Below are 22,211 nucleotides of genomic sequence, written 5' to 3'. Positions count from 1 at the left end.
ATTTGTGTTAACATTAGATTTCCTCATGTAATGTGAACATCACATCCGCTAATTTCGAATCGCGTTTTAATCATCAAAACAATGAGCACCGCCAAATCTGCAAACTCGGCTCCGAAAGTACTGGTAGTTGACGACGATTCCGATATAGTTGAACTTTTAGAATATAACTTAACCAAGGAAGGCTATTCGGTATTGACGGCTTCCAACGGTAGGAAGGCTATCGACATTGCCAAGGCATTCATACCCGACCTCATCCTCCTTGACATTATGATGCCGCAACTCGACGGCATCGAAACCGGCAGGATCCTCCGTCAAAACCCTGACATCAAAAACACCTATATCCTCTTTCTCACCGCCCGTTCGGAAGAATATTCGGAAGTTGCGGCGTTTGAAGTGGGTGCCGACGACTATATTACGAAGCCTATCAAGCCGCGTGCATTGATGAGCCGCATTAATGCATTGTTCCGCCGTGAAGCGCAAAAAGCGGAGTCGGGCGATACGATCGAAATCCTTGATTTGTCGATCAACCGGAAGAACTATACGGTGACCCAGGGTGGCGAGAAATCGACTGTTCTACCTAAAAAGGAATTTGAATTGTTGTTTTTCCTTGCGCAAACGCCCAATAAGGTTTTCAGCCGCGATGAGCTTTTGCAAAAAATCTGGGGAGCAGATATTTACGTGCTCGAAAGGACCGTCGACGTGCACATCCGCAAATTGCGCGAAAAGCTTGGCGACAGCTATATCAAAACTTTGAAGGGAGTGGGCTACATGTTCAGCAACGAGCGGGACTGACCGTCATCGCTCAATATCTTCCAGCTTTTTGACCTCAGACTCGTCGCTTTTGAACTTGTCCTTCTTCTTTCTGCGGAAGGCGAGTTTGATATTGACCTCTCCATTTTCATCGATCGCCCTGAGGAATATTTTCGAGCCATCCTTCTTTTCGGGATTATTAGGGTCTAATACGTAGGTCGAATCACGCTTTTTAAGATTACTGAGCGGAATTTGGATGTTGATATCGGTTTTATTGCCGAAACTGTAAATGCCGTCGATGTAGAGGGTGAGCACGTTGGATTCAATTTCCATCGGCGCAATTTCTATCTCCTGCCCGGTGAGTTTGAAATCGTTTCGAATCGGGGCGAACTTAACCCTTTCAAAATTCCGTCTTTTAAAAATGAGCTTTTTCATTTTCATAAACGGCTCGAAATTAATAATATAGGCATTTGTCAAATCGACTCTCAACAAGCCTTTCATACTCGAAGGCACCAGCTTCACATTGTTGTTAAGGGTCGACTCAAAGCTGAAATCGGTATTCAGGATGCCTTTCAGGTTCTCGTGTGTAAGTGTTTTTTGCCCGAAATCGTCGAATGAGTAAAAAACGGAATGTACATCCGCATTTACGATCTTTCCCCTGACAGCCATATGCGGCATTTTACCAGCATTATCCATTTCCCCGGAAATCCGTACATGTCCTCCGCCAAAGGCTTTCAACTGAAAATATTCGATACTTACCGTATTGTGGCTGATCGTAAATTGACCTTTCACATCCCGCCCGGTAAAATGCCGGTACTTTACCTTTTTGGCGTCGAGTTTTGCGACGATCTCCATTTTGTCAATCGCATCGTCGAGCAATTCTGAAAGTTTCAGCGGTTTTTTGGATTTCGATCTCGTGGTACCCCTGGCCGCGAGCAATGTTTCGAGCCAGTTGAGCTGCCATTCGGGAATGTTAATGTCGACATTGGCACGCAGCGGTTTGGGTGAGCCAAAAAGGTAAGGTATCAGATCGAGTAGCGTTCCGCGGACGTAAAGCATATTCTGGCCATCATGAAAACGAAGATTTGGCAGCACCATCACTTTTTCGTTGAAAGTAAGGTCTCCGTTAACCCTGCTGACCCTGACGTTTTGCGGCAGGTAGTCCATGGCGATGTTTTTAAGCATGACCTTACCCGTCACCTTACCATCGAAATTGTCGTTTTTGGCATTGTAGAACTTCCTCAGATTGCCGCTGAAATGGAAGTCGATACGGGCTGAGCCGTGCTTGAAACGGTAACGCGCTGGGTCCAGCAACGCGCCCATATTGGTGGAATCGGCTTCGATGCGGCCATCGATATCGGCCCTTGGGTTCCGGAAGTTATTCACAACCAGTTTGAATGCGAATGGGATGGTCTCGAAAAAGCCCGTGATCTTGGGAGCTATCAGCCTGGAATTGAACACATCCGCCAGCTTTGTCGTGTCGGCGCGATTGGTGAACGTACCGGAAGCCCTCATTTTCCGCAACACGCCCACCGGGAGATTATACCGGAAAGTATCGGTTTCAAAATGCACATCGACCTGCGGTTTGAGCCCCGGCCGGCCCAATATCCCGGCCACTTTGACCTGCGTATCCACATTCGTCTGAATCCCGATCGAATCGATCTGCTTTTGCAGCCGCTGATTCAGCAATGGTAATGCATTCTTAACAGCTATGCCTTTCGCATCGAAATTAAGGTGGAATATTTTAATCGTATCCGAAAAGTCGAAAACACCATTGATACCGATCCTGTCATGTGTAATACTTTCCAGAGTGGAAGGATAGATTTTCAGCCGTTTTTCATCATCGTCATAACCCAGCGTCAATGCCAGTGTCGTTTCCTGATTCTTCAGAAAAGCTCCCTTATCAACCCTGAAAGTCAATCCATTGAATAGTACGGCGCCCGTAAAACTGGCATTCGTGCTGGAATCGGTCCGCTCAATGATGTTGGTGACGTCATGGAAAAGCGCGCCGTAATATTTCTCTTTCACCGAGTCGGAATAAGCGAGGGCAAAGTTCACAAAGCGTATATTGCCCAGTTTTTTGATAATGTCGTCGGCGTCCTTTTTTGTAGACTTGTCTTTCTTTTGGTCGGCGGATTTAAAAATTGAGGAATTGGAATAACCGTCCCGCTGGACGAACATTTTAATGCCGCCATCTTCCAATACCAGATTTTTAATCTGAACATTCCCTGAAAAAATACGTTTCAGATCCAGCGCGACATGAATTTTCCCTGCCTGAAGAAACGGTTTATGGTGAACGTTATAAAGCGTGTCGGTCAGTTTTACATCATATAATGTAAAGTTCAGCCCAAAACCTCCGTAGAAAGGCCTGAATTTGAAATCCCCTATTTCAAGGTTTCCGTTAAGGTTTTCGTTGATCGTCTCCTGGGCACTTCTGAATAGCTTTTCCCTGTTCTTATAAACCCAGAACTCCACAGCTCCGAACAGCAGCGCACCAACCAGAGCGACGATACCGATGATTTTCAAGACTCTTTGAAACATGAAACGAACAGGTTTAGCGCTGCTGATGAAAGAGGAACAGTTCGCTCCGATTTACAATATAAGGAAGACATTAATAGCGTGCCAGAAATAATGTTCTACCGGCCATTACCGCATCTTACCGGTTTCCTCACTCGTTATTCAGGACAAAATGTAGTAGTTTTGCGCACTCTTTTGGAATACCTGATTCCATTTACCAATCCATTGCTGTAAGATGCTACTGAGCGAACAGGAAATACTGCGCCGTCAAAAACGCGAGGAACTCATGCGAATGGGCATTGAGCCTTATCCTGCGGAAGAATTTGTCGTAAATGCCTACGCGGCCGACATTCTTAAAAACTACGAAAACAACAAGATCGACTATAAACACGTGACGATGGCCGGCCGGCTGATGGGCTTCCGCATTATGGGAAGCGCTGCATTTGCCGAGTTCCAGGATGCCACGGGGCGTATCCAGCTCTACTTCCGCCGCGACGACCTTTGCCCCGGTGAGGACAAGACCTTGTATAATACCGTTTTCAAGAAGCTGCTCGATATCGGCGATATTATTGCCGTGACCGGGTTTGTTTTCACGACACAAACGGGTGAAATCTCCGTGCACGTGCAGGAGTTTAAGATATTGAACAAATCGCTGCGGCCGCTGCCGGTTGTGAAGCGCGATGAAGACGGAAATGTGCACGATGGCTTTACCGATCCCGAGCTCCGTTACCGTCAGCGTTACGTAGACCTGATCGTGAACCCAGAGGTTCGCGACATATTCATCAAACGTGCGCGCATTATCACTACCATGCGCTCCTATTTCGATGCAAATAGCTGGCTGGAAGTTGAAACACCGGTGTTGCAATCTATTCACGGGGGCGCGGCGGCACGCCCGTTCACGACACACCATAACGCGCTCGACCTGGGCTTGTACCTGCGCATCGCGACGGAACTGCATTTGAAACGCCTCATTGTAGGCGGATTTGAAGGGGTTTATGAATTCGGCAAGCTGTTCCGGAACGAAGGGATGGACCGCACCCACAACCCGGAGTTTACAACCGTAGAGCTTTATGTGGCTTATAAGGATTACCTCTGGATGATGAATATGACCGAGGAAGTGCTCGAAAAAGTGGCGCTGGCCGTCAATGGCACTACCAAGGCGAAATTCGGCGAGGTCGAACTGGATTTTGCCGGCCCCTACCCGAGACTGAGCATTACCGACGCCATCAAGCAATATACTGGCCTCGACGTAGAGACGCTTGACGAGGTAGCGATCCGCGAACAGTGCCGTGCGTGGGGAATGGAAGTGAATGAAAGTATGGGTAAAGGCAAGCTGATCGACGAAATTTTCGGAGAGAAAGTAGAGTCGAACATTATCCAGCCAACTTTCATCATCGACCACCCGGTTGAAATGTCGCCGCTGACGAAAAAGCACCGCACTAAAAAAGGCATGGTGGAGCGTTTCGAGCTGTTCGTGAATGGAAGAGAGATCGCCAACGCCTATTCCGAGCTCAACGATCCGATTGAACAGAAAGAGCGTTTTGAAGATCAGCTGCGCCTGAAAGAAAAGGGCGACGACGAAGCGATGGAGATGGACGATGACTTTATCCGCTCATTGGAATATGGTATGCCTCCAACCGCGGGTATCGGTATCGGTATCGACCGCCTTACTATGCTGCTGACCAACAATGTGAGTATCCAGGAAGTGATTTTCTTCCCGCAAATGCGTCCGGAAAAGAAAGCGGAGATCGCGAAAGAGTCGGATTACGTCACTGCGGGCGTTCCTGCGGTGTGGATACCGGCATTGCAAAAGATGAACATCCTGACAATCGAGCAGCTGAAAAGTGCAAATGCGAACAAGATCTTCAACGATTTGGGCGGGATGCGCAAGAAACTCAAAATAGATGAGAAAATGCCGCTCCTGGACGATGTGAAGTCCTGGGTGGAATAGCTTATAAATTAAAAATGCCGCTAGTGAGCGGCATTTTTAATTTCTCTTGCAAAAAAAATACAATTATATCTTTTTTACCTGCACAGCGTTAAGTCCTTTTTTACCTTCAACGACTTCGTATTCTACTTGGTCATTTTCACGGATAGTAAGTCCTCCCAATCCTGTCACATGGACAAAAATGTCCTTTTTTGTGTCGTCTTCCACGATGAAGCCGTATCCCTTAGCTTCATTGAAAAATTTTACAGTACCTGTTGGCATAATAGTTGAAATAAAAAAATTGAAATAAGGTGAAAATACAGAAGATATGTAGGCGTTTCAGTTAAAAGTCGAAATGGCTCCACCAAATAATTGAGGGAGGCTCAACGCATTAGCAAAAGAAATTTTGGAAATTCTCTCGAAGACATCTTGATTATAATGAACTACTTACAAAATCTTCAATCACAAAGAAACAAAAATTGTTTGTAAAACAATTTATTTGATTAAAGAATTTGAAAATTTAACGAGCAAGCGGTATTTTGCCTTTTTGGCTCATTTAAAGCAAATTTCACACAGCAGAATTGCATATTCCGGCGAAAATCGCTAATTATGAGGCAATTATCAAAAACCAGGTATGAGCAAGTTTAGGTACTTCGTTGAAAACCAAATATTTGGAGTTTGTGCGGAACTGGGGGAAAAGCTCAATTTCCCGGCTAGCAGCATCCGGAGATACTTTATTTATGCCACTTTCATGACTTTCGGCTCGCCGATTATCCTGTACCTGGTGCTGGCTTTCTGGATGGAACTACACCAGCACTGGCGCCGGCACAACAGCCCTACGATCTGGGAGCTTTAATAGGATCAATACCGGTAAGCTTCCCGAATTTGTGTTTTCCAAGCACAAAATATTCCCAAACGACACTTCTGTAATAAAGCGGTGCCCTGTACCGGGTTCGTTGCGTCTTCCGCGTTAGCTCCGGTATCATCGCGTAGAAGGCAAAATGTGCCCTTACGATGGCCAATACGTCGGGCCATGCGCCTGTTGCCATAAACCGCACGCTGGAAATACCGTCGAGTACTAACCTGATGAGGACCGTTTTCCATCTCCGGCCTTTGGGTAGGTTTTTGTAAAGCATGATCAGGTTATTGCGGTAGTTCAGAAACGTCTTCTTAGGGTTCGATTTGTGCAGAGTGCCCCCGCCAACGTGATAAACCGTCGATTTTCCGCAATAGGTAATCCGGTAACGCATATTGAGCAGCCGCCAGCAAAGATCGATCTCCTCCATATGCGCGAAAAATCGCTCGTCGAAGCCCGATGCCGCATGGAATGCCGAAGACTTTATGAACAGACAGGCGCCTGTGGCCCAAAACACATCCTTTTCATCGTCATACTGACCAAAATCTTCCTCCCGGGTATCGAAAATGCGGCCGCGGCAGAATGGGTAACCGAGGTAATCCATATAACCTCCCGCCGCGCCCGCGTACTCGAAGTGCGTAGGCAGGTCGTATGCGCGTATTTTTGGTTGGCACGCCGCAATGAGCGGGTCCGACTCCATGAATGCAATCACCGGGGCGATCCAGTTTTCGGTAACCTCGATATCCGAGTTTAGCAGAATGTAGTAGTCGGCCTGAATGCGGCGCAGCGCGTCGTTATAGCCTCCCGCATAACCTTTATTATGATTGATCCTGAGCGTATTAAGCTCAGGGTAATGCGTATTCAGCCAGTCGAGAGACTGATCTGTTGAAGCGTTATCGGCAATCCAGATGGCATGATTTCCAGAGTACTCGATGACTTTTGGAAGGAATTTTTCGAGATAATGCTGACCGTTATAATTCAGGATTACAATCGCAACAGAGGGAGTCATTGGTATTCGGTTATTTCATAAAACCGCCCAAATCCAGCCCTGGAATATTGGGAAGCACCCCATCCGTTACCTTTTGCAGATGTTGTTGAATTTTGGATTCGATATTCTCATTGGCTTTGTTGACAGCCGCAACAATGAGGTCTTGCATCATTTCCTTATCATCGGCATTGATAATGTCCTTATCAATATCCAGGCTGAGCAGCTTTCTTTTCCCATCGACAGTGGCCTTCACCATTCCTCCACCCGATTCGGCAGTTTCGGTAATGTAAACTAACTGCTCCTGTGCTTCTTTCATACGCGACTGAAGGTCCTTCATTTTGCCCATGAGGCCCATCATGTCCGCCATATTTCCAAACATAGCTGTACTTATTAAGTTTAAAACTTCAAAAACCTTACTTTACGGAAATAGTTCCTCACCGTAAAAGCATAAAAGTACCGCTTTTTTCAACAGTTTGATTGATGTCGTCGACGAAAGTCATCTTGTAATAGTAATAGCCGACAGGTGCATTAGTCCCCTCGACCGTCCCGTCCCAGCCTTTTGCAATGTCGTCGGAATGAAAAACAACCACGCCCCAGCGGTTCATCACCGACATGTCAAATGACTGTAACTGTTCAGATTTCGCTTCCAGAATATCGTTGAAGCCGTCGCCATTCGGGGTAAATGCATCAGGGACGAACACCCCTGCACTCCGTCGATAGTTAATGACGTTCGACAAACTCTCGAAATCGCCATCCGGGGAGACGGCCTTTATCAGGAAATTATATTCCAGGTCGCTCTGACTGTTAAGCTTCACCGTGTAACTCGTATTTTTCTGCACCGGAATATCCTCAGAAGACCCGGCAGATCCTGTTTGAACGACATTATATTCATCAAAACCACCCAGGATCGGGCTATCGGCAGTCCAGTTGAGCGTTGTCAGGTTCTTTTTCAAAAGTATCGTACAAATCGGCTCCGACACGGGCACCTTCTGGCCACAGGAGTTTTCGTAGCTCATGCGGTAGCAGTAGGATAGCTCGTCTGTTTTGGCGTTGTTGTCAACATAGGAATTCTCATTATACAAAGTAATGATCTTCTTGAAAAGCGTACTACCCGCTTCCGCACGTTCGATGGATAGCTCGTAAGACGTGTTGGGCCCTGCACCCGGCACATCGGCCTTGATGACAACACTGCTTTTGTCCAGAACCGAAACCGAACCGCCGGTAAGCGGCTTGGCGCTGCCTGTCTCGACTTTGATTCCAAAAGCCGCCGATGTGGAAGTTGCCGTTTTCAATCTCGCAACGACTTGATATTCAACGAAGGTTCCGCATTCTACATCCTGATCCGTAAACGTTGTTTCGCCAATAGCTGTGAAGCTTTTGATGATTGTCCCATCACGAAGCAGATCATAACCCTCAAACTGCGAGGCATCGGCATATTGGCTCCATTTCAGAGTATTCGCACCATCTATACTGGCACCGGAAAGTGTCATTGTTGCGAGTGGTTGTGTTTCGGTGGAACCTTGGCAAAGGTCTTCTGATGAAAGCCTCACTTTGTACGTCTGGTCCTTGTTAAGTCCTTTGATGTCGTATGGTTGGGTACCGCCGGTCAAGCGTTTTCCGGATGTAGTATAAGTCGAACCATCCGTACTGTACTGGATGTTGGTCGGAATACCCGCCACGCCTTTGTATGTAAGGCGGATTGTCCCATCATTACGCATTTCCACGGCCGTCATCTGAATTTCATTCAGTTGTGGGCGTTCAAATTTGATAGGCAGATTGTAGGTGACACCTTTGGAACAGGCTTTGCCGCCCGAATACAAACCGGTTATCGAAACCGTTGGAGGCGTTGCTACATTTGTGTAGCTATGTTCGAAAATAAGAGGATTCCCTTTTTGCCACTTAATCGTTTCCCCGTCGCCCCATTTTATCTCGATTTCATCGTACGCTTTCAATATTGCATCGTCAGTAAAGGACATAACAATTTTACCGCCGCCGCACGAAGAATATTGCGTGGTAACAGCTCTCGATTCGTATATCTTTATCGAAACACACTTGGAAAATTCTTCTCCGCTCTTCGTAACACCATATTGCAATAATGTAGCTGATCCCGCCTGCGGGTAAGTATAGCTAGTTCTGGATGTTAAAGTTGGCTCTCCACCACCATAAATCAAGTCGTAACTAACAAATGTGTAATTTGGGACATTGTTCTTCCATTCAACATATAGAGGCGCACATCCTTCGGTTGTGTTAATAGTAAAGTCTCCCCCGCCAATTCTACACCTGTTCTGGCCGTACGTGTTCAGCGTTGAAAATAAAAGAATGAAGAAGGAGAACGATAGTAGTGTTATTCTCATAAGTGTGGCATATTTAACCCCGACCTTTTTTCAAAGACGATAGATAGAACAATAAGTTTCCGGAATCGTAACGAATTCAAAAACGCAATAGCAAAAATAAGCTATTTAGGGGTGGTAATTTTGCGTAACTATTAAACGGGCATATTAAAAAAGTATTATCCGGGAGGACATTGTATTAAAAAAATCCTATCTTATTAGGAGAAAGCTCCCATTTTTGACCACGGTCTCGCCAGTGGCGGTAGTCACTTCAATCTTATAGAGATAATAACCACCCGGCGCCTTGCCGGTTTTAACGTTTCCGTCCCAGCCTTCCGCGATATCGTCGGAGTGGTAAATCACTTCTCCCCAGCGGCTGAAAACCGACATTTTGAAGTCCTTGACAAAATAAGCCTTCACCTCGAAACGCTCATTGTACGCGTCGCCGTTTGGCGTGAATGCGTCGGGAACGAGGAGGATTGCTTCACTCCTGAAATTCAGAAGATTTGACAAACTCGTAAAATTACCGTCCGACGATCTCGCTTCAATCCGGTAACCGAACTCCGATTGGGACGCAAGGTCGAGTGTATGGTTGGTAGAAAGCCCTTTGGATGTTTCATTGACCACATTTCCGTCCTGATCGACCTGCTGCAAATTATAAGTTTCAATCGTGCTGATGAACGGTGGATCGGGGTTCCAGACGATATCCGGCGTGTTGGTACTTAGCAAAATCGAACAAACCGGTGCGCTAAAAGATGGTGACTTCATTTTGCACGCGTTCTCATATTGGAAACGGTAGCAATAGGAGTTCTGCGATGTGTTTACATTCGTATCGTCCCACTGTAAACTCTGGTTATTGGCAGGCGAAACGATCTCGAAATTCGAGCTTCCCAGCAATGCCCGCTCCACGATCAGATTATAAGAACCGGTGAGTCCTTCCCCCGAAAGCTCTACTTTGGTCCCGATGGTACTGTTGTCCTTAACCGTGACCAATGCATTGGTAATATCGCCCGGTGCCGAAGTTTTAGGTTCCAGACTGATGGGCGCCGAATAGGAGCGAACGTCGTTTTCGACGATGGCGACGATTTCATATTGATAAGTATTGCCGCATTTAACGTCCGTATCCTCATACGAAAGGTTGTCCGAAGTAGTGAAAACCACGGCGCCGTTCCGTTTCAGCTGGTACTCTATCAGGCCGTTGGTATTGGGCTGGTTTTCCCATTCAAGCGAAATGATTTCGTCGAGTGATAAGCTCCCTTGCCTGATCGCAAGGCTGCTTACGATCGGACTTTTAACGACATTACCGCAAATGTCCGTCGACCAGAGCTGAAACCGGTAGACTACTTTCGGATCCAGCAGGCGCACCGTCGCAGACTGAGTGCCTGCTGTCTGCCCGCTTTGGTTGGTATAAATGAAGTCTTCGTTTCCCCTGGCGATGTAGACTTTCGTTTCAATGCCTTCCATGCCATCGTACATAATCTTCGCATCTCCGCTTGTGGGCATTTCAACACTTCTGATGCGGATAGCAGCAAGCGACTGCGGGGCACCGGCAGTCAGCGTGGTTGTATTGGATTCCGCACTGCACACGCCGTTGGTGTAGGAGCCTTTCAATGTAATGGCCGGCAGGTTGTTGCCCGATGCATAGGTATGCTCAAAAAAAGCCGTGGTATTTGTCTTCAGATTAACATTCTGTGTCTTCCCGTCACCCCAGTTGATCGTCACCATATCATAGGCTTTAGTCACCGGATCGTCTCCAAGCGTAACCCTTACCTTGCCACTTGGACAAGTTATCAGTTCTCCTTTTGGATTCCGGGTTTCCTTTACCGTCACATCTTTGCACATGGTAAACCCACCGACATCCTTAACACTGCCGTATTGGAGGATCGTATACACACCAGGCTCCTCGTATTTAAAGGTGGAATCCTGTGTTGTTTCGCTGATATTGGGTGCGGAATTCTGATTACGGTCGAAACGGAAAGCATAAGTAAGGCTCTCAGGTTTCGGCACGAGGTTTTTTACATTGACCGTCATCGGCGCACAACCGACCTCCGGCGTTACAGTAAATGCTCCCGTACTGCCGCAAAAACTTTGCGTAGCTTCCGTCCTCGCATTAGCGCCCTGACCCGAAACTTCCTGATTAACAAGCGAAAAAATGCCCAGAAGAAATACGATCAGTAGCTTATGTTTCATAGTGAGTAAAGTAGGTTCCCGCAAGGTACGCTTGTGCGGATTGCTTCGTTGAAACGGATCATGCAAATCCTTTGTTCAACTTGTAACGGGCGTTCAAAAATAGAACTTTCGACATTATCAACGTACCTTTGCAGAGTAAAAACGAGTTTTAGTTTAAAACTATTTTTTCATTAACCCGATTAATGAGTAACAATACGAACCCGATTGCGCTGGACTCTATTGAAGATGCCATCGAAGCAATCAAAAGAGGGGAGCTTATCATCGTTGTAGATGACGAGGACCGTGAAAATGAAGGTGATTTTATCTGCGCTGCCGAACTGGTAACGCCGGAAATAGTCAATTTTATGGCGAGGGAAGGCCGCGGGCTCATCTGCGTGCCCATTACCGAAGAGCGTTGCGCCGAACTTGAACTCGAAATGATGGTGGGCAACAATACCGCCCTGCACGAAACTGCATTCACCGTTTCCGTCGACTTGCTTGGCCATGGCTGTACTACCGGTATCTCGGCCAGCGACCGCTCGAAAACGATCCAGGCACTTGTCAGCAAAGACACCAAGCCCACAGACCTCGGCCGCCCGGGACATATTTTCCCATTGAAAGCTAAAAGAGGTGGCGTGCTTCGCCGCACCGGCCACACCGAAGCGGCAATCGACTTCCCGCGTCTGGCAGGTTTATCCCCGGCAGGCGTTTTGGTTGAAATTCTGAATGAAGACGGTTCAATGGCGCGCCTGCCTCAGTTGCGCGAGATCGCAAACCGCTTCAATCTGAAACTGGTCAGCATCAAAGACCTGATCGAATATCGCCTTCGCGAAGAATCGTTGATCAAACGTGAGATCGGGGTAGATATGCCTACCAAATGGGGCCATTTCGACCTGATCGCCTATCGCCAGATCAATACTGGCGACCTGCACCTTGCATTGGTAAAAGGTACCTGGGAAAAAGACGAGCCCGTGCTCGTGCGCGTACACTCGTCATGCGTTACAGGAGACATTTTCGGTTCCTGCCGCTGCGACTGCGGTCCTCAACTGCACGCGGCCATGGAAATGGTAGACCAGGCAGGTAAAGGAGTGATAGTATACATGAACCAGGAAGGCCGGGGAATTGGTCTTTTGAATAAATTAAGAGCTTATAAATTGCAGGAAATGGGCCGCGATACCGTGGAAGCCAACCTTGAACTGGGTTTTCCGATGGACGACCGGGACTATGGCGTGGGCGCACAGATTCTTCGCGACCTGGAACTGACCAAAATCAAGCTCATTACCAACAACCCGAAAAAGCGCGCCGGACTGATCGGTTATGGCCTCGAAATCGTGGATTCGGTAGGGATCGAAATCCCGGCCAACCCGTATAACGAGAAATACCTGCTCACGAAGCGTGACAAAATGGGGCACAACCTGAATAATCTGACTATCGTAGGACATAACAAAGGATTATGACGATCGAAACCGTCCGAAACGACGCCGATATCCTCAAATGCCGTGGCGCCATCCAGGCGCTGCGGCCATTGCTGACCGACGACATTTATACCGAAGCCGTCAGACAAACCCTCGCAGATAACCGGCAAATCATTTTCATCGAAGATGGCAGTCCGGATGCCGCCGCAGTTGCCGTTTTTGAAACCGGTTACAATCTTTTTCGTGGAAAATACATCTACATCGACGATCTTTCGACTTTGCCGACGCAACGTGGCAAGGGTTATGCAGGAATGCTGCTCGACTGGATCGCAGAATATGCCCGGAAGGAAGGCTTTAACGAAATCCATCTCGACTCAGGTGTAAATGCCGCCCGAACAGACGCGCACAGGCTTTATCTCAATAAAAGATTTCAGGTTGCCAGCCTGCATTTCGTTGCCAAGGTCTGATTTTTTATAGCAGATTTGCCGGCAATTTTTAGCACATAACTACATGACAATCGATCAGGTTTTTGAAGCATTTAATACCCTTCGTGTACTGGTAATCGGCGATGTGATGCTCGATTCCTATGTTTGGGGAAAAGTTGAAAGAATATCTCCGGAAGCGCCTGTTCCGGTGGTCAACGTTCAAAAAAGGGAGTACCGGCTGGGCGGCGCAGGCAATGTACTGCTGAACGTGCAATCACTTGGAGCAGAAGCCATCATATGCTCAGTAATTGGCACCGATAGCCCTGGCGACCTTTTGGAGAATAGCCTGAAAGAAAAAGGATTGAACTGCGAAGGCCTGATCCGCAGTGAACATCGCATTACCACGATCAAGGAACGGATTATCGCCGGCTCACAGCAGGTTGTACGCATTGATACTGAGACCGACAAGCCGGTTTCAAAAGCTGAAACCGATAAACTGGTCGCGAAAGCCAAGGAATTGATCCCTTCGTGCCAGGTCATTGTCTTTGAAGATTACGACAAAGGCGTGCTGACGCCGGAATGCATTGCCGAGATCACCGCATTTGCCAATGCGAACAATGTACCGACTGTTGTAGACCCGAAAAAGCGCAATTTCCTTGCCTATAACCACGTCACACTTTTTAAACCCAACCTGAAAGAGCTTCGAGAAGGTTTAAAGGTGGATTTTAATGTGGATAACCTGGAAGAACTCAAAGCCACTGTCCAGCATTTAAAAGATACGCTTCAAGCCAAAGGCGCATTGATCACCTTGTCGGAAAGAGGTGTTTTCATTGATTTAAATGAAGAAACGCACAAGCTTCCAGCACACATCCGTCAGATCGCTGACGTTTCCGGCGCGGGCGACACTGTTATCAGTATTGCTGCCTGCTGCGTAGCGTTGGGCCTTCCACCGAAAAGTGTCGCTGCTATTTCTAATCTTGGAGGCGGGCTGGTGTGTGAAATGGTAGGCGTGGTCCCCATCGACAAAAATCTGTTGAAGTCGGAAGCAAAGAGGCTCATTTAGCGCTTACTTCCGGGTGAAACGCATAACGCCAATGTCCCCGGAAATGAAGTTCAACGTATTTCCCTCACTCACCGAATAACTCGTCACTTTTTTGAGTGTTTCCACAAACTTGTTTTCCCCTTCTCCGGGGCAAAACATTTTGGTCATCATGAAAGGCTCAGTAAAGTCGATCTTAGACCCATCCGTTTTGAGTTTTCCCGCAAAGGAATTGCAGCTTGTATTGCCGCTGAACTTTTGCTCAATGAGGTCAAATTTGATGAATGGCTTCTTTTCCTTGTAAATTTCTTCGAAGGAACTTCCCGGAAGCATTATGTAATTCAGCTCCCATTCCCCTTCCAGTCTCGCTTTTTCAGACGTGCCCGTTTGCATGGCTTTCGTTGTCTTACTTCCTTTACAAGCGACAAATCCGATCAGAAATGCAAGTAAAATAATCCCGAAAGTCCTCATAACGCTGTTCGTTAAGTGAATGAAGTACTGTTGTCGGGCCAATTTACAAATATTTCGTCCGGAAACTTACCAATTAATACCACCCTCCCCCAGGCTCATCCGCCGCATGAATTTCGACGAAAGCCTGGACCGGCTCGTGATGTAGCGCACGCTCGCCCCTATGTAAGGCGTGGTCGCGGGCGTGTAAGAAGTAAGGTTTTCACGGGCGCTGTTAAATGTGCGTAATTGCCGGAATGTCGTTACACCCGCTTCCACCGACACATTCAGCACCGAAAACAGGTGCACATTGGCCGCAACACCGGATTTGATCTGACGGTAATTTTCACGCCGCAATGCTTTTTCCTCCGGCGTTTGCACCTGGAAACCGCCGCTATAACCACTCAACCCGGCCAGAAAATCGACATTAAACCATTTAGTAGCCTTATAATTCGCATTCACCATGAACGGCAGCAATGCGGAAACGCGCCAGTGTTTGCCCAATCCTTTATTTACACCAAACACCGGAATGAACCGCAACTTCTGGTTATAAGCGAGTACCGAACCGTACATAAATTGGGTACGGAGCCCGAGAATGTGCATTCGCGCCGCACCACCCCAGAAAAATGGCTGCGGGCTGAAAAACGTCTCATTACTCTCCGTCATCCCCAATCCCCCACCATAAACCCAAAGCCGGTCCTTGATACTTGCCTGCAACCGGATCACACCGAGCGATAATGTTTTATAACCGTTGGATGGATCATTCTTACCATCGAAAGTCGGCTGGATCTGGGTATACTGCGCAATGGCAACCGTGTGAACGGCCCTCAGATCAAACTTTTTGCGAAGACTGTAACCAAGCTGCACCTCGCTCTGCAAGGGTATGATCCCAAAAAAGCCAGTCCTCGAAAAGCCGTAATCCCGTGTCCCGTCGAGGCTCGAAGGCACAGTATAATCCGCTTTGAGCGTCAGATTCGGGTAAAAGAGGCGGCTGAGGGAAAAGTGCTGGGCATGTGCAGGAATGATCAGGCACAGTAGCAGACAGGTTAACAGGTTGCGCGAGTTAGCCATGCAGGGAGTTAGGGGATGCGTTAAAATGTTGGCAAATAACGCGAAAAGGATTGGGCTATTGTGCTTCTGTTATTTGGGAAAACATTTGCTTCACACTTTTTTAGTCAAAACTGAATACATTAACAGGGTAGTACTAATTTGCATTCTGCAAGTACTAATAACCAGCTATTCAAGCCCTTAAAATCAACAGCCATTTATGAAAAATTTGTTCCTTCCGATCCTGGCAGCCATTTCTACGATCGCTTCCGCCCAAACCACCGAGCCCACCTACGCCGAAAAACTCGGCTATCCCAAAGGCAAAAAGGTGCTCATTATCCACGTCGACGATGTGGGCATGTCCTACGAATCCAATCAGGGCGCTATCAAAGCGATCCGTGAGGGCGTTGCCAACTCGTTGAGCGTGATGATGCCGTGCGGCTGGGTGCCGGGTTTTGTGCATTATTGGAAAGAAAATAAGGATATGGACGCGGGCCTGCATTTGACGATGACCTCGGAATGGAAGGATTACCGCTGGGGCCCGCTCGCAGGTAAAAACCAGGTAAAAGGTCTCACCGACACCGAGGGGGCACTGTGGCGAAGTGTGGCAGATGTGGTAAAAAACGCGTCTCCGGATGAAGTGGAAACGGAAATACGCGCGCAGCTCGAACGCGCACGCACTATGGGGTTCGAGCCTACGCACCTCGATTCGCATATGGGTACGCTCTTCGCGAAACCCGAGTTTTTGGAAAGATATTTGAAAGTAGGAATGCAGGAAAAGATCCCCGTAATGTTCCCCGGCGGGCACAATACCGCCATTCGTGGGGAAGAAAAGATGATTGACAAGCAGTTTGAAATGACCCAGCAGGTAGGCAAACAACTCTGGGCAGCTGGATTACCCGTACTGGATGACCTGGAAAACAGTAGCTATGGCTGGAAAGGCACCGAAAACGGCGATAAATCGGAAAAAGCGTTACAGAAATACAAAACGGCCAAATACATCGAGGCGCTCGGAAAACTGAAACCCGGCCTGACGATGGTGATCATGCATTGCACGATCCACACCGAAGTGTTTCCGCAAATCTCCGACTCCTGGCCCACCCGCGAAGGTGATTTCCTGGCCATGATCGACCCGGAATTGAAGAAGTATATCGAGAAGGAAGGGATTGTTCTGACAACCTGGCGGGAGGCGATGCAACGTCGGCAGAAGGTAAAGTAGGGCTTTGGCGGTCGGCCGTCGGCTTTTGGCGGTCGGCGTTTCGGGCTGAGATCGCGGTTAATTTTGTTCTTCCCAAATACGCTGTAACTCTTCCACATCGGCCAAATCTTTCTTTCTGGCAGTTGCTTTTTTCTCAGTAATGAGATCACGCAGGTGAATTACCCGAAATGGTACTCCATCGTAGTCGGCAACCAGGCCTCTCTCGTAGCAAGCGTCAAAATCACTTTCGGTAAATGCTTTTAACGAATGTCCTAAATCGAGCTCAAACCCTGATTTTCCGAAACGGACTGAGGTCCAGCCGAAAATCAGGGGCATTGTTCTTAAAAGTTCGGCCCCTATGACATCATTTTCGAGCAACGCCTTTACAAAGGCCTCTGTATTCTGGTGATTATTACCTATCCAGAGGTCCATATCCAGGGTTGTGCGGATATGCCCGTGAACTACACCTGCCATTCCCCCTACCAGAAGATACTTGACCTGATGCAGATTCAGGCTTTTCAATAGCTGTAAAACATCCTCGCTGCTAATGTCCATCGAATGCTTGTCTTTGTGTGCTGGATTCGAACGGTAAAGCTTGCCTGCAACGCCATTCAGGCGAATAAACGCGTCGAGATTATCGGAATGTTGCTTGATGATCGCGCTGGCAGACATAGGAATGTTGAGCAGTATTTTATTAAAATTAATCCCAAAAAAACAAACTCCCAAAAAACAGCAATGCCCGGAAAATCTCCCGGGCATTGCTACTATGATATTTCGAAAGCCGAAAGCCGAAGTCCATTTTACAAATCGATCGCCTCGCCGTAAGCCGCCTCAGTAGCACCTTTCAATGCTTCCGACATGGTTGGGTGCGGGTGGATGGCGCGCATGATCTCGTGGGAAGTCGTTTCCAGCTTGCGGGCTACTACTACCTCGGCGATCATTTCAGTTACGTTCGCTCCGATCATGTGGGCTCCTAGGAACTCGCCGTATTTCGCGTCGAAAATTACTTTTACAAAACCGTCGGTAACGCCCGCTCCTACCGCTTTACCGGATGCTTTGAATGGGAATTTACCCACTTTGATATCGTAACCTGCCTCTTTCGCCTTTTTCTCGGTATAACCTACCGATGCAATTTCAGGCTGGCAATAAGTACAGCCCGGGATGTTTCCGTAATCCAATGCTTCGGTTTTGTGTCCGGCGATTTTCTCTGCGCAGATAATACCTTCCGCTGTTGCTACGTGCGCTAATGCCTGGCCAGGAACGCAGTCGCCGATCGCGTAGAAGCCAGGTACGCTGGTTTCGTACCATTCGTTCACGACGATTTTGCCTTTTTCGGTTTTGATGCCCGTTTCTTCCAGACCGATATTTTCGATATTTGAAATAATACCTGCTGCTGAAAGCACTACATCAACTTCGAAAGTTTTCTCACCATCCGGCGTTTTAACATACACTTTGCAGCCTTTGCCGCTGGTATCCACTTTCTCAACCGAAGAGTTCACCAAAGTTTCGATACCGATCTTTTTGTATTGCTTCGCGATCTCCTTTGAAATCTCTTCGTCTTCAACCGGAACCAGATTAGGGAGGAATTCCACGACGATAACCTTGGTTCCCATTGAGTTATAGACATAAGCAAACTCCATTCCGATCGCGCCCGAGCCGATTACCAGCATGGAAGCCGGCTGTTTTTCGAGGCTCATCGCCTTGCGGTATTCGATGATTTTCTCACCGTCGAGCTTGATGTTCGGCAACTCGCGTGCACGTGCGCCGGTTGCGATGATTACACCTTTGGAAGCGCTGTAATCGGTCTTTTTGCCATCCTTATCAGTTACTTCAACCGTTTTCTGACCTTTCACCTTACCGGTACCCATGAGAACGTCGATCTTGTTCTTTTTCATCAGGAACGACACCCCTTTGCTCATCGTATCGGCCACACCGCGGCTGCGTTTGATCACCGCACCAAAATCGGCCGAAGATTCGCTTACATTAATACCGTAATCTTTTGAATGCTTGATGTACTCGAAAACCTGAGCACTTTTCAGCAACGCTTTCGTTGGGATACAGCCCCAGTTAAGGCAAATTCCTCCTAAGCTTTCTTTTTCAACAATAGCAACTTTAAGTCCTAATTGGGAAGCACGAATGGCTGCGGGATAACCCCCGGGGCCGCTACCAATTACAATCACATCATATGTTTGAGCCATTTTCCGGTATTTTTATTGTACGAAATGGGTTGACAAAATTTTGACGCAAAGTTAAGACGATTTGCCAGAATGCCTACATCTGCAATGCGCCCTATTTAAGTGAAACAGACCATTGTTGCGAATTGTTCTACCTTTGCGGAAGATAGCTCCTGTTGTAATCGGAAGGGTTTAACCCTTGTGTCACCCTGAGCGGAGTCGAAGGGCATGTGCGATGTCGCATTCACCCTTCGACTTCGCTCACGGTGACATTACAGTAATTAACTGGACAACAAGAGAATATCAGCCAATTACAGCAAAGCATTTTTTTAAACTTAAATTCAAAAATTCAATGACTGCAGAGCAATTGAAAGACTTGAAGGCCCGTGTAGAGGCTTTGGGGAGGTATCTTTGACTACGCTAACCGGAAACAACAGCTAGGACAACTTGAACAGCAGACTGTTCAACCAGAATTCTGGAACGATTCGACGCGTGCGGAAAAAGTGATGAAGGAAATCCGTGGTCTGAAATTCTGGACCAATGGGTACGAAGAACTCGCCCGCCTGCGCGATGATCTGGACACAATCTGGGAATTTTATGAGGCCGACGAGGCCACCGAAGAAGAGGTGGACGAAGAAGGCAAAAAGCTCTCCGACAAACTGGACGAAATCGAGTTCAGAAAAATGATGGGAGAAGAAGGCGACGAACTGCCCGCCGTGATTGAAATCAATGCAGGAGCGGGTGGAACCGAGTCGCAGGACTGGGCTTCGATGCTCATGCGGATGTACATCATGTGGGCGGAAAAGAATGGTTATAAGGTCCGTCAGGTGGATTTGCAGGAGGGAGATGTGGCCGGAGTAAAGTCCGTAACCCTCGAAATCGATGGCGAATATGCTTATGGTAACCTCAAATCGGAGAATGGCGTGCACCGTCTGGTCCGCATTTCACCATTCGACTCGAATGCCCGCCGCCATACGTCGTTTACCTCCGTGTATGTGTACCCGCTCGCGGACGACAACATCGAAATCGACGTGAACCTGGCCGACATTACCTGGGATACCTACCGATCTGGCGGTGCCGGTGGACAGAACGTAAACAAGGTGGAAACCGCGGTACGTTTGCACCATAAGCCTTCGGGTATCATCATCGCCTGCCAGCAGGAACGTTCGCAGCTGATGAACAAAGAGGTAGCGATCCGATTGCTGAAATCGCGTTTGTACCAGATCGAGCTCGAAAAACGGAACTCGGCCCGCGCCGAAGTGGAAGCGTCCAAACGCAAAATCGAATGGGGCTCGCAAATCCGCAGCTACGTCCTCGACGACCGCCGCGTAAAAGACCACCGCACCGATTACCAGACTTCGAATACCGAGGCTGTGCTGAATGGTGATATCAATGGGTTTATCAAGGCCTATTTGATGGAAGCATAGAATTAGAATCAAAAAGACCTTCCAACCGGACTGTTTCAAAGAGCAGGAGGTTTGGAGGTCTTTTTGATTTTTCGTAACTTACTCATAAAAAGCATTTGACGATGAATGATGTTGAACTGTTAAAAAAAGTCTCCGAACTGCCTGATAATCTGAAAGAGGAGATCGGTAACTATATCGACTTCCTTCTCCAAAAAAGCGCAGAAGCGGACTCGTCTAAGAAGCCTTTGAAATTTGGAATGATGAAAGACACATTCATCATGGTGTCTGACGATTTCGACGAGCCATTAGACGACTTTAAAGAATATATGTAATGAAATACATTCTTGACACACACACTTTGATCTGGTTTTTACAAGGCAATGGGGCTCTATCACAGGTAGCCAAGCGCATTATTGAGGAAACGGAAAGTCAAAAGTATGTGAGTATCGGCTCGATCTGGGAAATTGCGATTAAAGTAAGTTTAGAGAAGCTGGTACTTGCTAAAACGCTTGAAGACTTCCTTTTTGATTTATCTCAGACTAAAATTGCAATTTTACCCATCAAACTCTCTCATACGATCCGGCTGAGCAAGCTCGAATTTGTTCACAGAGATCCCTTTGACCGGATGATCATCGCCCAAAGTATCGAAGAGAATATGGAAGTTCTTACGCAGGACACCAAGTTTCCGGCTTACAATATAGTCACCCACTGGTAGAATTTGGCGCCCCAAATCCCATACACCAAGCTCGGCTCCGGCCCGAACATTCTCCTCGCATTCCACGGAATAGGACAAGATGGCATTGCATGCTTTTCACCGATCGAAAAATCGCTGGGTGAGCGCTATACTATTTACGCATTCGACCTTCCCTTTCATGGCCAGAACAGCGATGCGCCATTTGAAGTCATGTCAAAAACAGCCTGGAAAGAAAGCATTCAATCTTTCCTCAACCAAAACCATATCCCCCGTTTCGACATTACCGGTTTCAGCATCGGCGGGCGCTTTGCATTGGCCACACTGGAAGCATTTCCTGAAATCATCGACCATGCATTCCTGATCGCGCCCGATGGCGTGTCCGAGCATCCTATGTACGCGCTCGCGACACGAGTCCCGCCTGCGAGGTGGATTTATGGCTGGCTCATGCGGCATCCGGACGTATTTTTCCCGGGCGTACGTGTCGCACAGACGTTGAAACTGGCGAGCAAAAGTCTGGTGAGGTTCACGCAAAAGGTTTTAAATACACCTGAAAAAAGGCAGACAATTTACCGCTCCTGGGTCGCATTCAGGGATTTGCGGTTCGACATTCCCTCATTGGTCAAAAGTGCAAATGCCCACCAGGTTAAAATATACCTCTTCGCGGGAGTTTATGACAGTTTGCTTAAACCCAAAGCCGTCAGCAAATTGGCGGCGTTATTGCCCGAAAATCAATACATTGAATTAAAAAGCGGCCATACACGGCTGGTGGAGCATGCTGCCGCATGGATTTGCACTTTATTTAAGTAAATTGGGAAAACCTAATCCCGGT

Annotated in this window: 21 protein-coding genes; 11 read left to right on the top strand and 10 right to left on the bottom strand. The window is 47.7% G+C overall.

Annotation, left to right across the window (positions count from 1 at the left end; all coding sequences use genetic code 11):
- The first annotated feature begins 81 nt into the window (after window positions 1-81).
- Window positions 82-792: a response regulator transcription factor gene (locus AAHB90_RS08955; RefSeq protein WP_342084596.1), complete on the top strand. Its 711-nt coding sequence runs from the start codon at window positions 82-84 to the stop codon at window positions 790-792.
- A gap of 3 nt (window positions 793-795) precedes the next feature.
- Here AAHB90_RS08955 and AAHB90_RS08950 read toward each other — a convergent pair whose 3' ends face one another.
- Window positions 796-3,291: an AsmA-like C-terminal region-containing protein gene (locus AAHB90_RS08950; protein WP_342084595.1), complete on the bottom strand. Its 2,496-nt coding sequence runs from the start codon at window positions 3,289-3,291 to the stop codon at window positions 796-798.
- Window positions 3,292-3,502: 211 nt separating this feature from the next.
- Here AAHB90_RS08950 and lysS point away from each other — a divergent pair, with 211 nt between their 5' ends.
- Window positions 3,503-5,218, top strand: coding sequence for a lysine--tRNA ligase (gene lysS, locus AAHB90_RS08945; RefSeq protein ID WP_342084594.1), 1,716 nt, complete (start codon window positions 3,503-3,505; stop codon window positions 5,216-5,218).
- A 63-nt stretch (window positions 5,219-5,281) separates the two neighbouring features.
- On the opposite strand, the gene AAHB90_RS08940 is transcribed toward lysS, so the two are convergent.
- Window positions 5,282-5,476 carry a cold-shock protein gene (locus AAHB90_RS08940; protein WP_015813455.1) on the bottom strand — a complete coding sequence of 65 codons (195 nt, stop codon included), beginning with the start codon at window positions 5,474-5,476 and terminating at the stop codon, window positions 5,282-5,284.
- 352 nt (window positions 5,477-5,828) lie between these two features.
- Between AAHB90_RS08940 and AAHB90_RS08935 the strand changes: the two genes are divergently transcribed.
- Window positions 5,829-6,050: a PspC domain-containing protein gene (locus AAHB90_RS08935; RefSeq protein WP_342084593.1), complete on the top strand. Its 222-nt coding sequence runs from the start codon at window positions 5,829-5,831 to the stop codon at window positions 6,048-6,050.
- Here the strand turns inward: AAHB90_RS08935 and AAHB90_RS08930 are convergent.
- From AAHB90_RS08930 to AAHB90_RS08915, 4 genes are all read right to left on the bottom strand, one after another.
- Window positions 6,031-7,059 (bottom strand): glycosyltransferase family 2 protein, encoded by a 1,029-nt coding sequence (locus tag AAHB90_RS08930; protein WP_342084592.1) that lies wholly within the window; start codon window positions 7,057-7,059, stop codon window positions 6,031-6,033. The genes AAHB90_RS08935 and AAHB90_RS08930 overlap by 20 nt on opposite strands.
- 10 nt (window positions 7,060-7,069) lie before the next feature.
- Window positions 7,070-7,417, bottom strand: a complete 348-nt coding sequence (locus AAHB90_RS08925) for a YbaB/EbfC family nucleoid-associated protein (RefSeq protein ID WP_342084591.1) — start codon at window positions 7,415-7,417, stop codon at window positions 7,070-7,072.
- Window positions 7,418-7,472: 55 nt separating this feature from the next.
- Window positions 7,473-9,392 (bottom strand): gliding motility-associated C-terminal domain-containing protein, encoded by a 1,920-nt coding sequence (locus AAHB90_RS08920; RefSeq protein WP_342084590.1) that lies wholly within the window; start codon window positions 9,390-9,392, stop codon window positions 7,473-7,475.
- A gap of 186 nt (window positions 9,393-9,578) precedes the next feature.
- Window positions 9,579-11,558, bottom strand: coding sequence for a T9SS type B sorting domain-containing protein (locus tag AAHB90_RS08915; protein ID WP_342084589.1), 1,980 nt, complete (start codon window positions 11,556-11,558; stop codon window positions 9,579-9,581).
- Between the two features lie 182 nt (window positions 11,559-11,740).
- Between AAHB90_RS08915 and AAHB90_RS08910 the strand changes: the two genes are divergently transcribed.
- The 3 genes from AAHB90_RS08910 to AAHB90_RS08900 are packed head-to-tail and all read left to right on the top strand — an operon-like array spanning window position 11,741 to window position 14,440.
- Window positions 11,741-12,994 carry a bifunctional 3,4-dihydroxy-2-butanone-4-phosphate synthase/GTP cyclohydrolase II gene (locus AAHB90_RS08910; protein ID WP_342084588.1) on the top strand — a complete coding sequence of 418 codons (1,254 nt, stop codon included), beginning with the start codon at window positions 11,741-11,743 and terminating at the stop codon, window positions 12,992-12,994.
- Window positions 12,991-13,419 (top strand): GNAT family N-acetyltransferase, encoded by a 429-nt coding sequence (locus tag AAHB90_RS08905; RefSeq protein ID WP_342084587.1) that lies wholly within the window; start codon window positions 12,991-12,993, stop codon window positions 13,417-13,419. The genes AAHB90_RS08910 and AAHB90_RS08905 overlap by 4 nt, the downstream gene beginning before the upstream one ends.
- A gap of 43 nt (window positions 13,420-13,462) precedes the next feature.
- Entirely contained in the window at window positions 13,463-14,440 is a 978-nt protein-coding gene (locus AAHB90_RS08900) for a bifunctional heptose 7-phosphate kinase/heptose 1-phosphate adenyltransferase (RefSeq protein ID WP_342084586.1), read from the top strand.
- Window positions 14,441-14,443: 3 nt separating this feature from the next.
- Here AAHB90_RS08900 and AAHB90_RS08895 read toward each other — a convergent pair whose 3' ends face one another.
- Together AAHB90_RS08895 and AAHB90_RS08890 are read right to left on the bottom strand one after the other, a co-directional pair.
- Window positions 14,444-14,887 carry an META domain-containing protein gene (locus AAHB90_RS08895; protein ID WP_342084585.1) on the bottom strand — a complete coding sequence of 148 codons (444 nt, stop codon included), beginning with the start codon at window positions 14,885-14,887 and terminating at the stop codon, window positions 14,444-14,446.
- A 66-nt stretch (window positions 14,888-14,953) separates the two neighbouring features.
- Complete coding sequence (locus AAHB90_RS08890; protein WP_342084584.1) at window positions 14,954-15,934, bottom strand: hypothetical protein; 981 nt, start codon at window positions 15,932-15,934, stop codon at window positions 14,954-14,956.
- Between the two features lie 196 nt (window positions 15,935-16,130).
- Here AAHB90_RS08890 and AAHB90_RS08885 point away from each other — a divergent pair, with 196 nt between their 5' ends.
- The gene (locus AAHB90_RS08885; protein ID WP_342084583.1) at window positions 16,131-17,129 is read left to right on the top strand and encodes a polysaccharide deacetylase family protein; all 999 of its coding nucleotides are present in this window, start codon (window positions 16,131-16,133) and stop codon (window positions 17,127-17,129) included.
- 57 nt (window positions 17,130-17,186) lie between these two features.
- Here AAHB90_RS08885 and AAHB90_RS08880 read toward each other — a convergent pair whose 3' ends face one another.
- A complete protein-coding gene (locus AAHB90_RS08880) occupies window positions 17,187-17,780 on the bottom strand; it encodes a nucleotidyltransferase (RefSeq protein WP_342084582.1) in 594 nt (197 codons plus the stop codon).
- 128 nt (window positions 17,781-17,908) lie between these two features.
- Window positions 17,909-19,306: a dihydrolipoyl dehydrogenase gene (gene lpdA / locus AAHB90_RS08875; protein WP_342084581.1), complete on the bottom strand. Its 1,398-nt coding sequence runs from the start codon at window positions 19,304-19,306 to the stop codon at window positions 17,909-17,911.
- Between the two features lie 328 nt (window positions 19,307-19,634).
- Between lpdA and prfB the strand changes: the two genes are divergently transcribed.
- The 4 genes from prfB (at window position 19,635) to AAHB90_RS08855 (ending at window position 22,189) form a co-directional block, all read left to right on the top strand.
- Window positions 19,635-20,709 (top strand): peptide chain release factor 2 gene (gene prfB, locus AAHB90_RS08870; RefSeq protein WP_342084580.1). Its coding sequence is split into 2 segments (ribosomal slippage): window positions 19,635-19,694 and window positions 19,696-20,709, totalling 1,074 coding nucleotides; the frame shifts between segments, so codons are not numbered across the junction.
- A 101-nt stretch (window positions 20,710-20,810) separates the two neighbouring features.
- The gene (gene vapB / locus AAHB90_RS08865) at window positions 20,811-21,020 is read left to right on the top strand and encodes a type II toxin-antitoxin system VapB family antitoxin (RefSeq protein ID WP_342084579.1); all 210 of its coding nucleotides are present in this window, start codon (window positions 20,811-20,813) and stop codon (window positions 21,018-21,020) included.
- Entirely contained in the window at window positions 21,020-21,403 is a 384-nt protein-coding gene (locus tag AAHB90_RS08860; RefSeq protein ID WP_342084578.1) for a type II toxin-antitoxin system VapC family toxin, read from the top strand. The genes vapB and AAHB90_RS08860 overlap by 1 nt, the downstream gene beginning before the upstream one ends.
- A gap of 3 nt (window positions 21,404-21,406) precedes the next feature.
- Window positions 21,407-22,189, top strand: coding sequence for an alpha/beta fold hydrolase (locus AAHB90_RS08855; RefSeq protein WP_342084577.1), 783 nt, complete (start codon window positions 21,407-21,409; stop codon window positions 22,187-22,189).
- The last annotated feature ends 22 nt before the right edge of the window (window positions 22,190-22,211 follow it).

The organism is Dyadobacter sp. OTU695 (assembly GCF_038440355.1).
Classification (GTDB): Bacteria; Bacteroidota; Bacteroidia; order Cytophagales; family Spirosomataceae; genus Dyadobacter.
The sequence above is the reverse complement of the archived record's forward strand: the minus strand, read 5'-3'. Positions and strand labels throughout refer to the sequence as shown.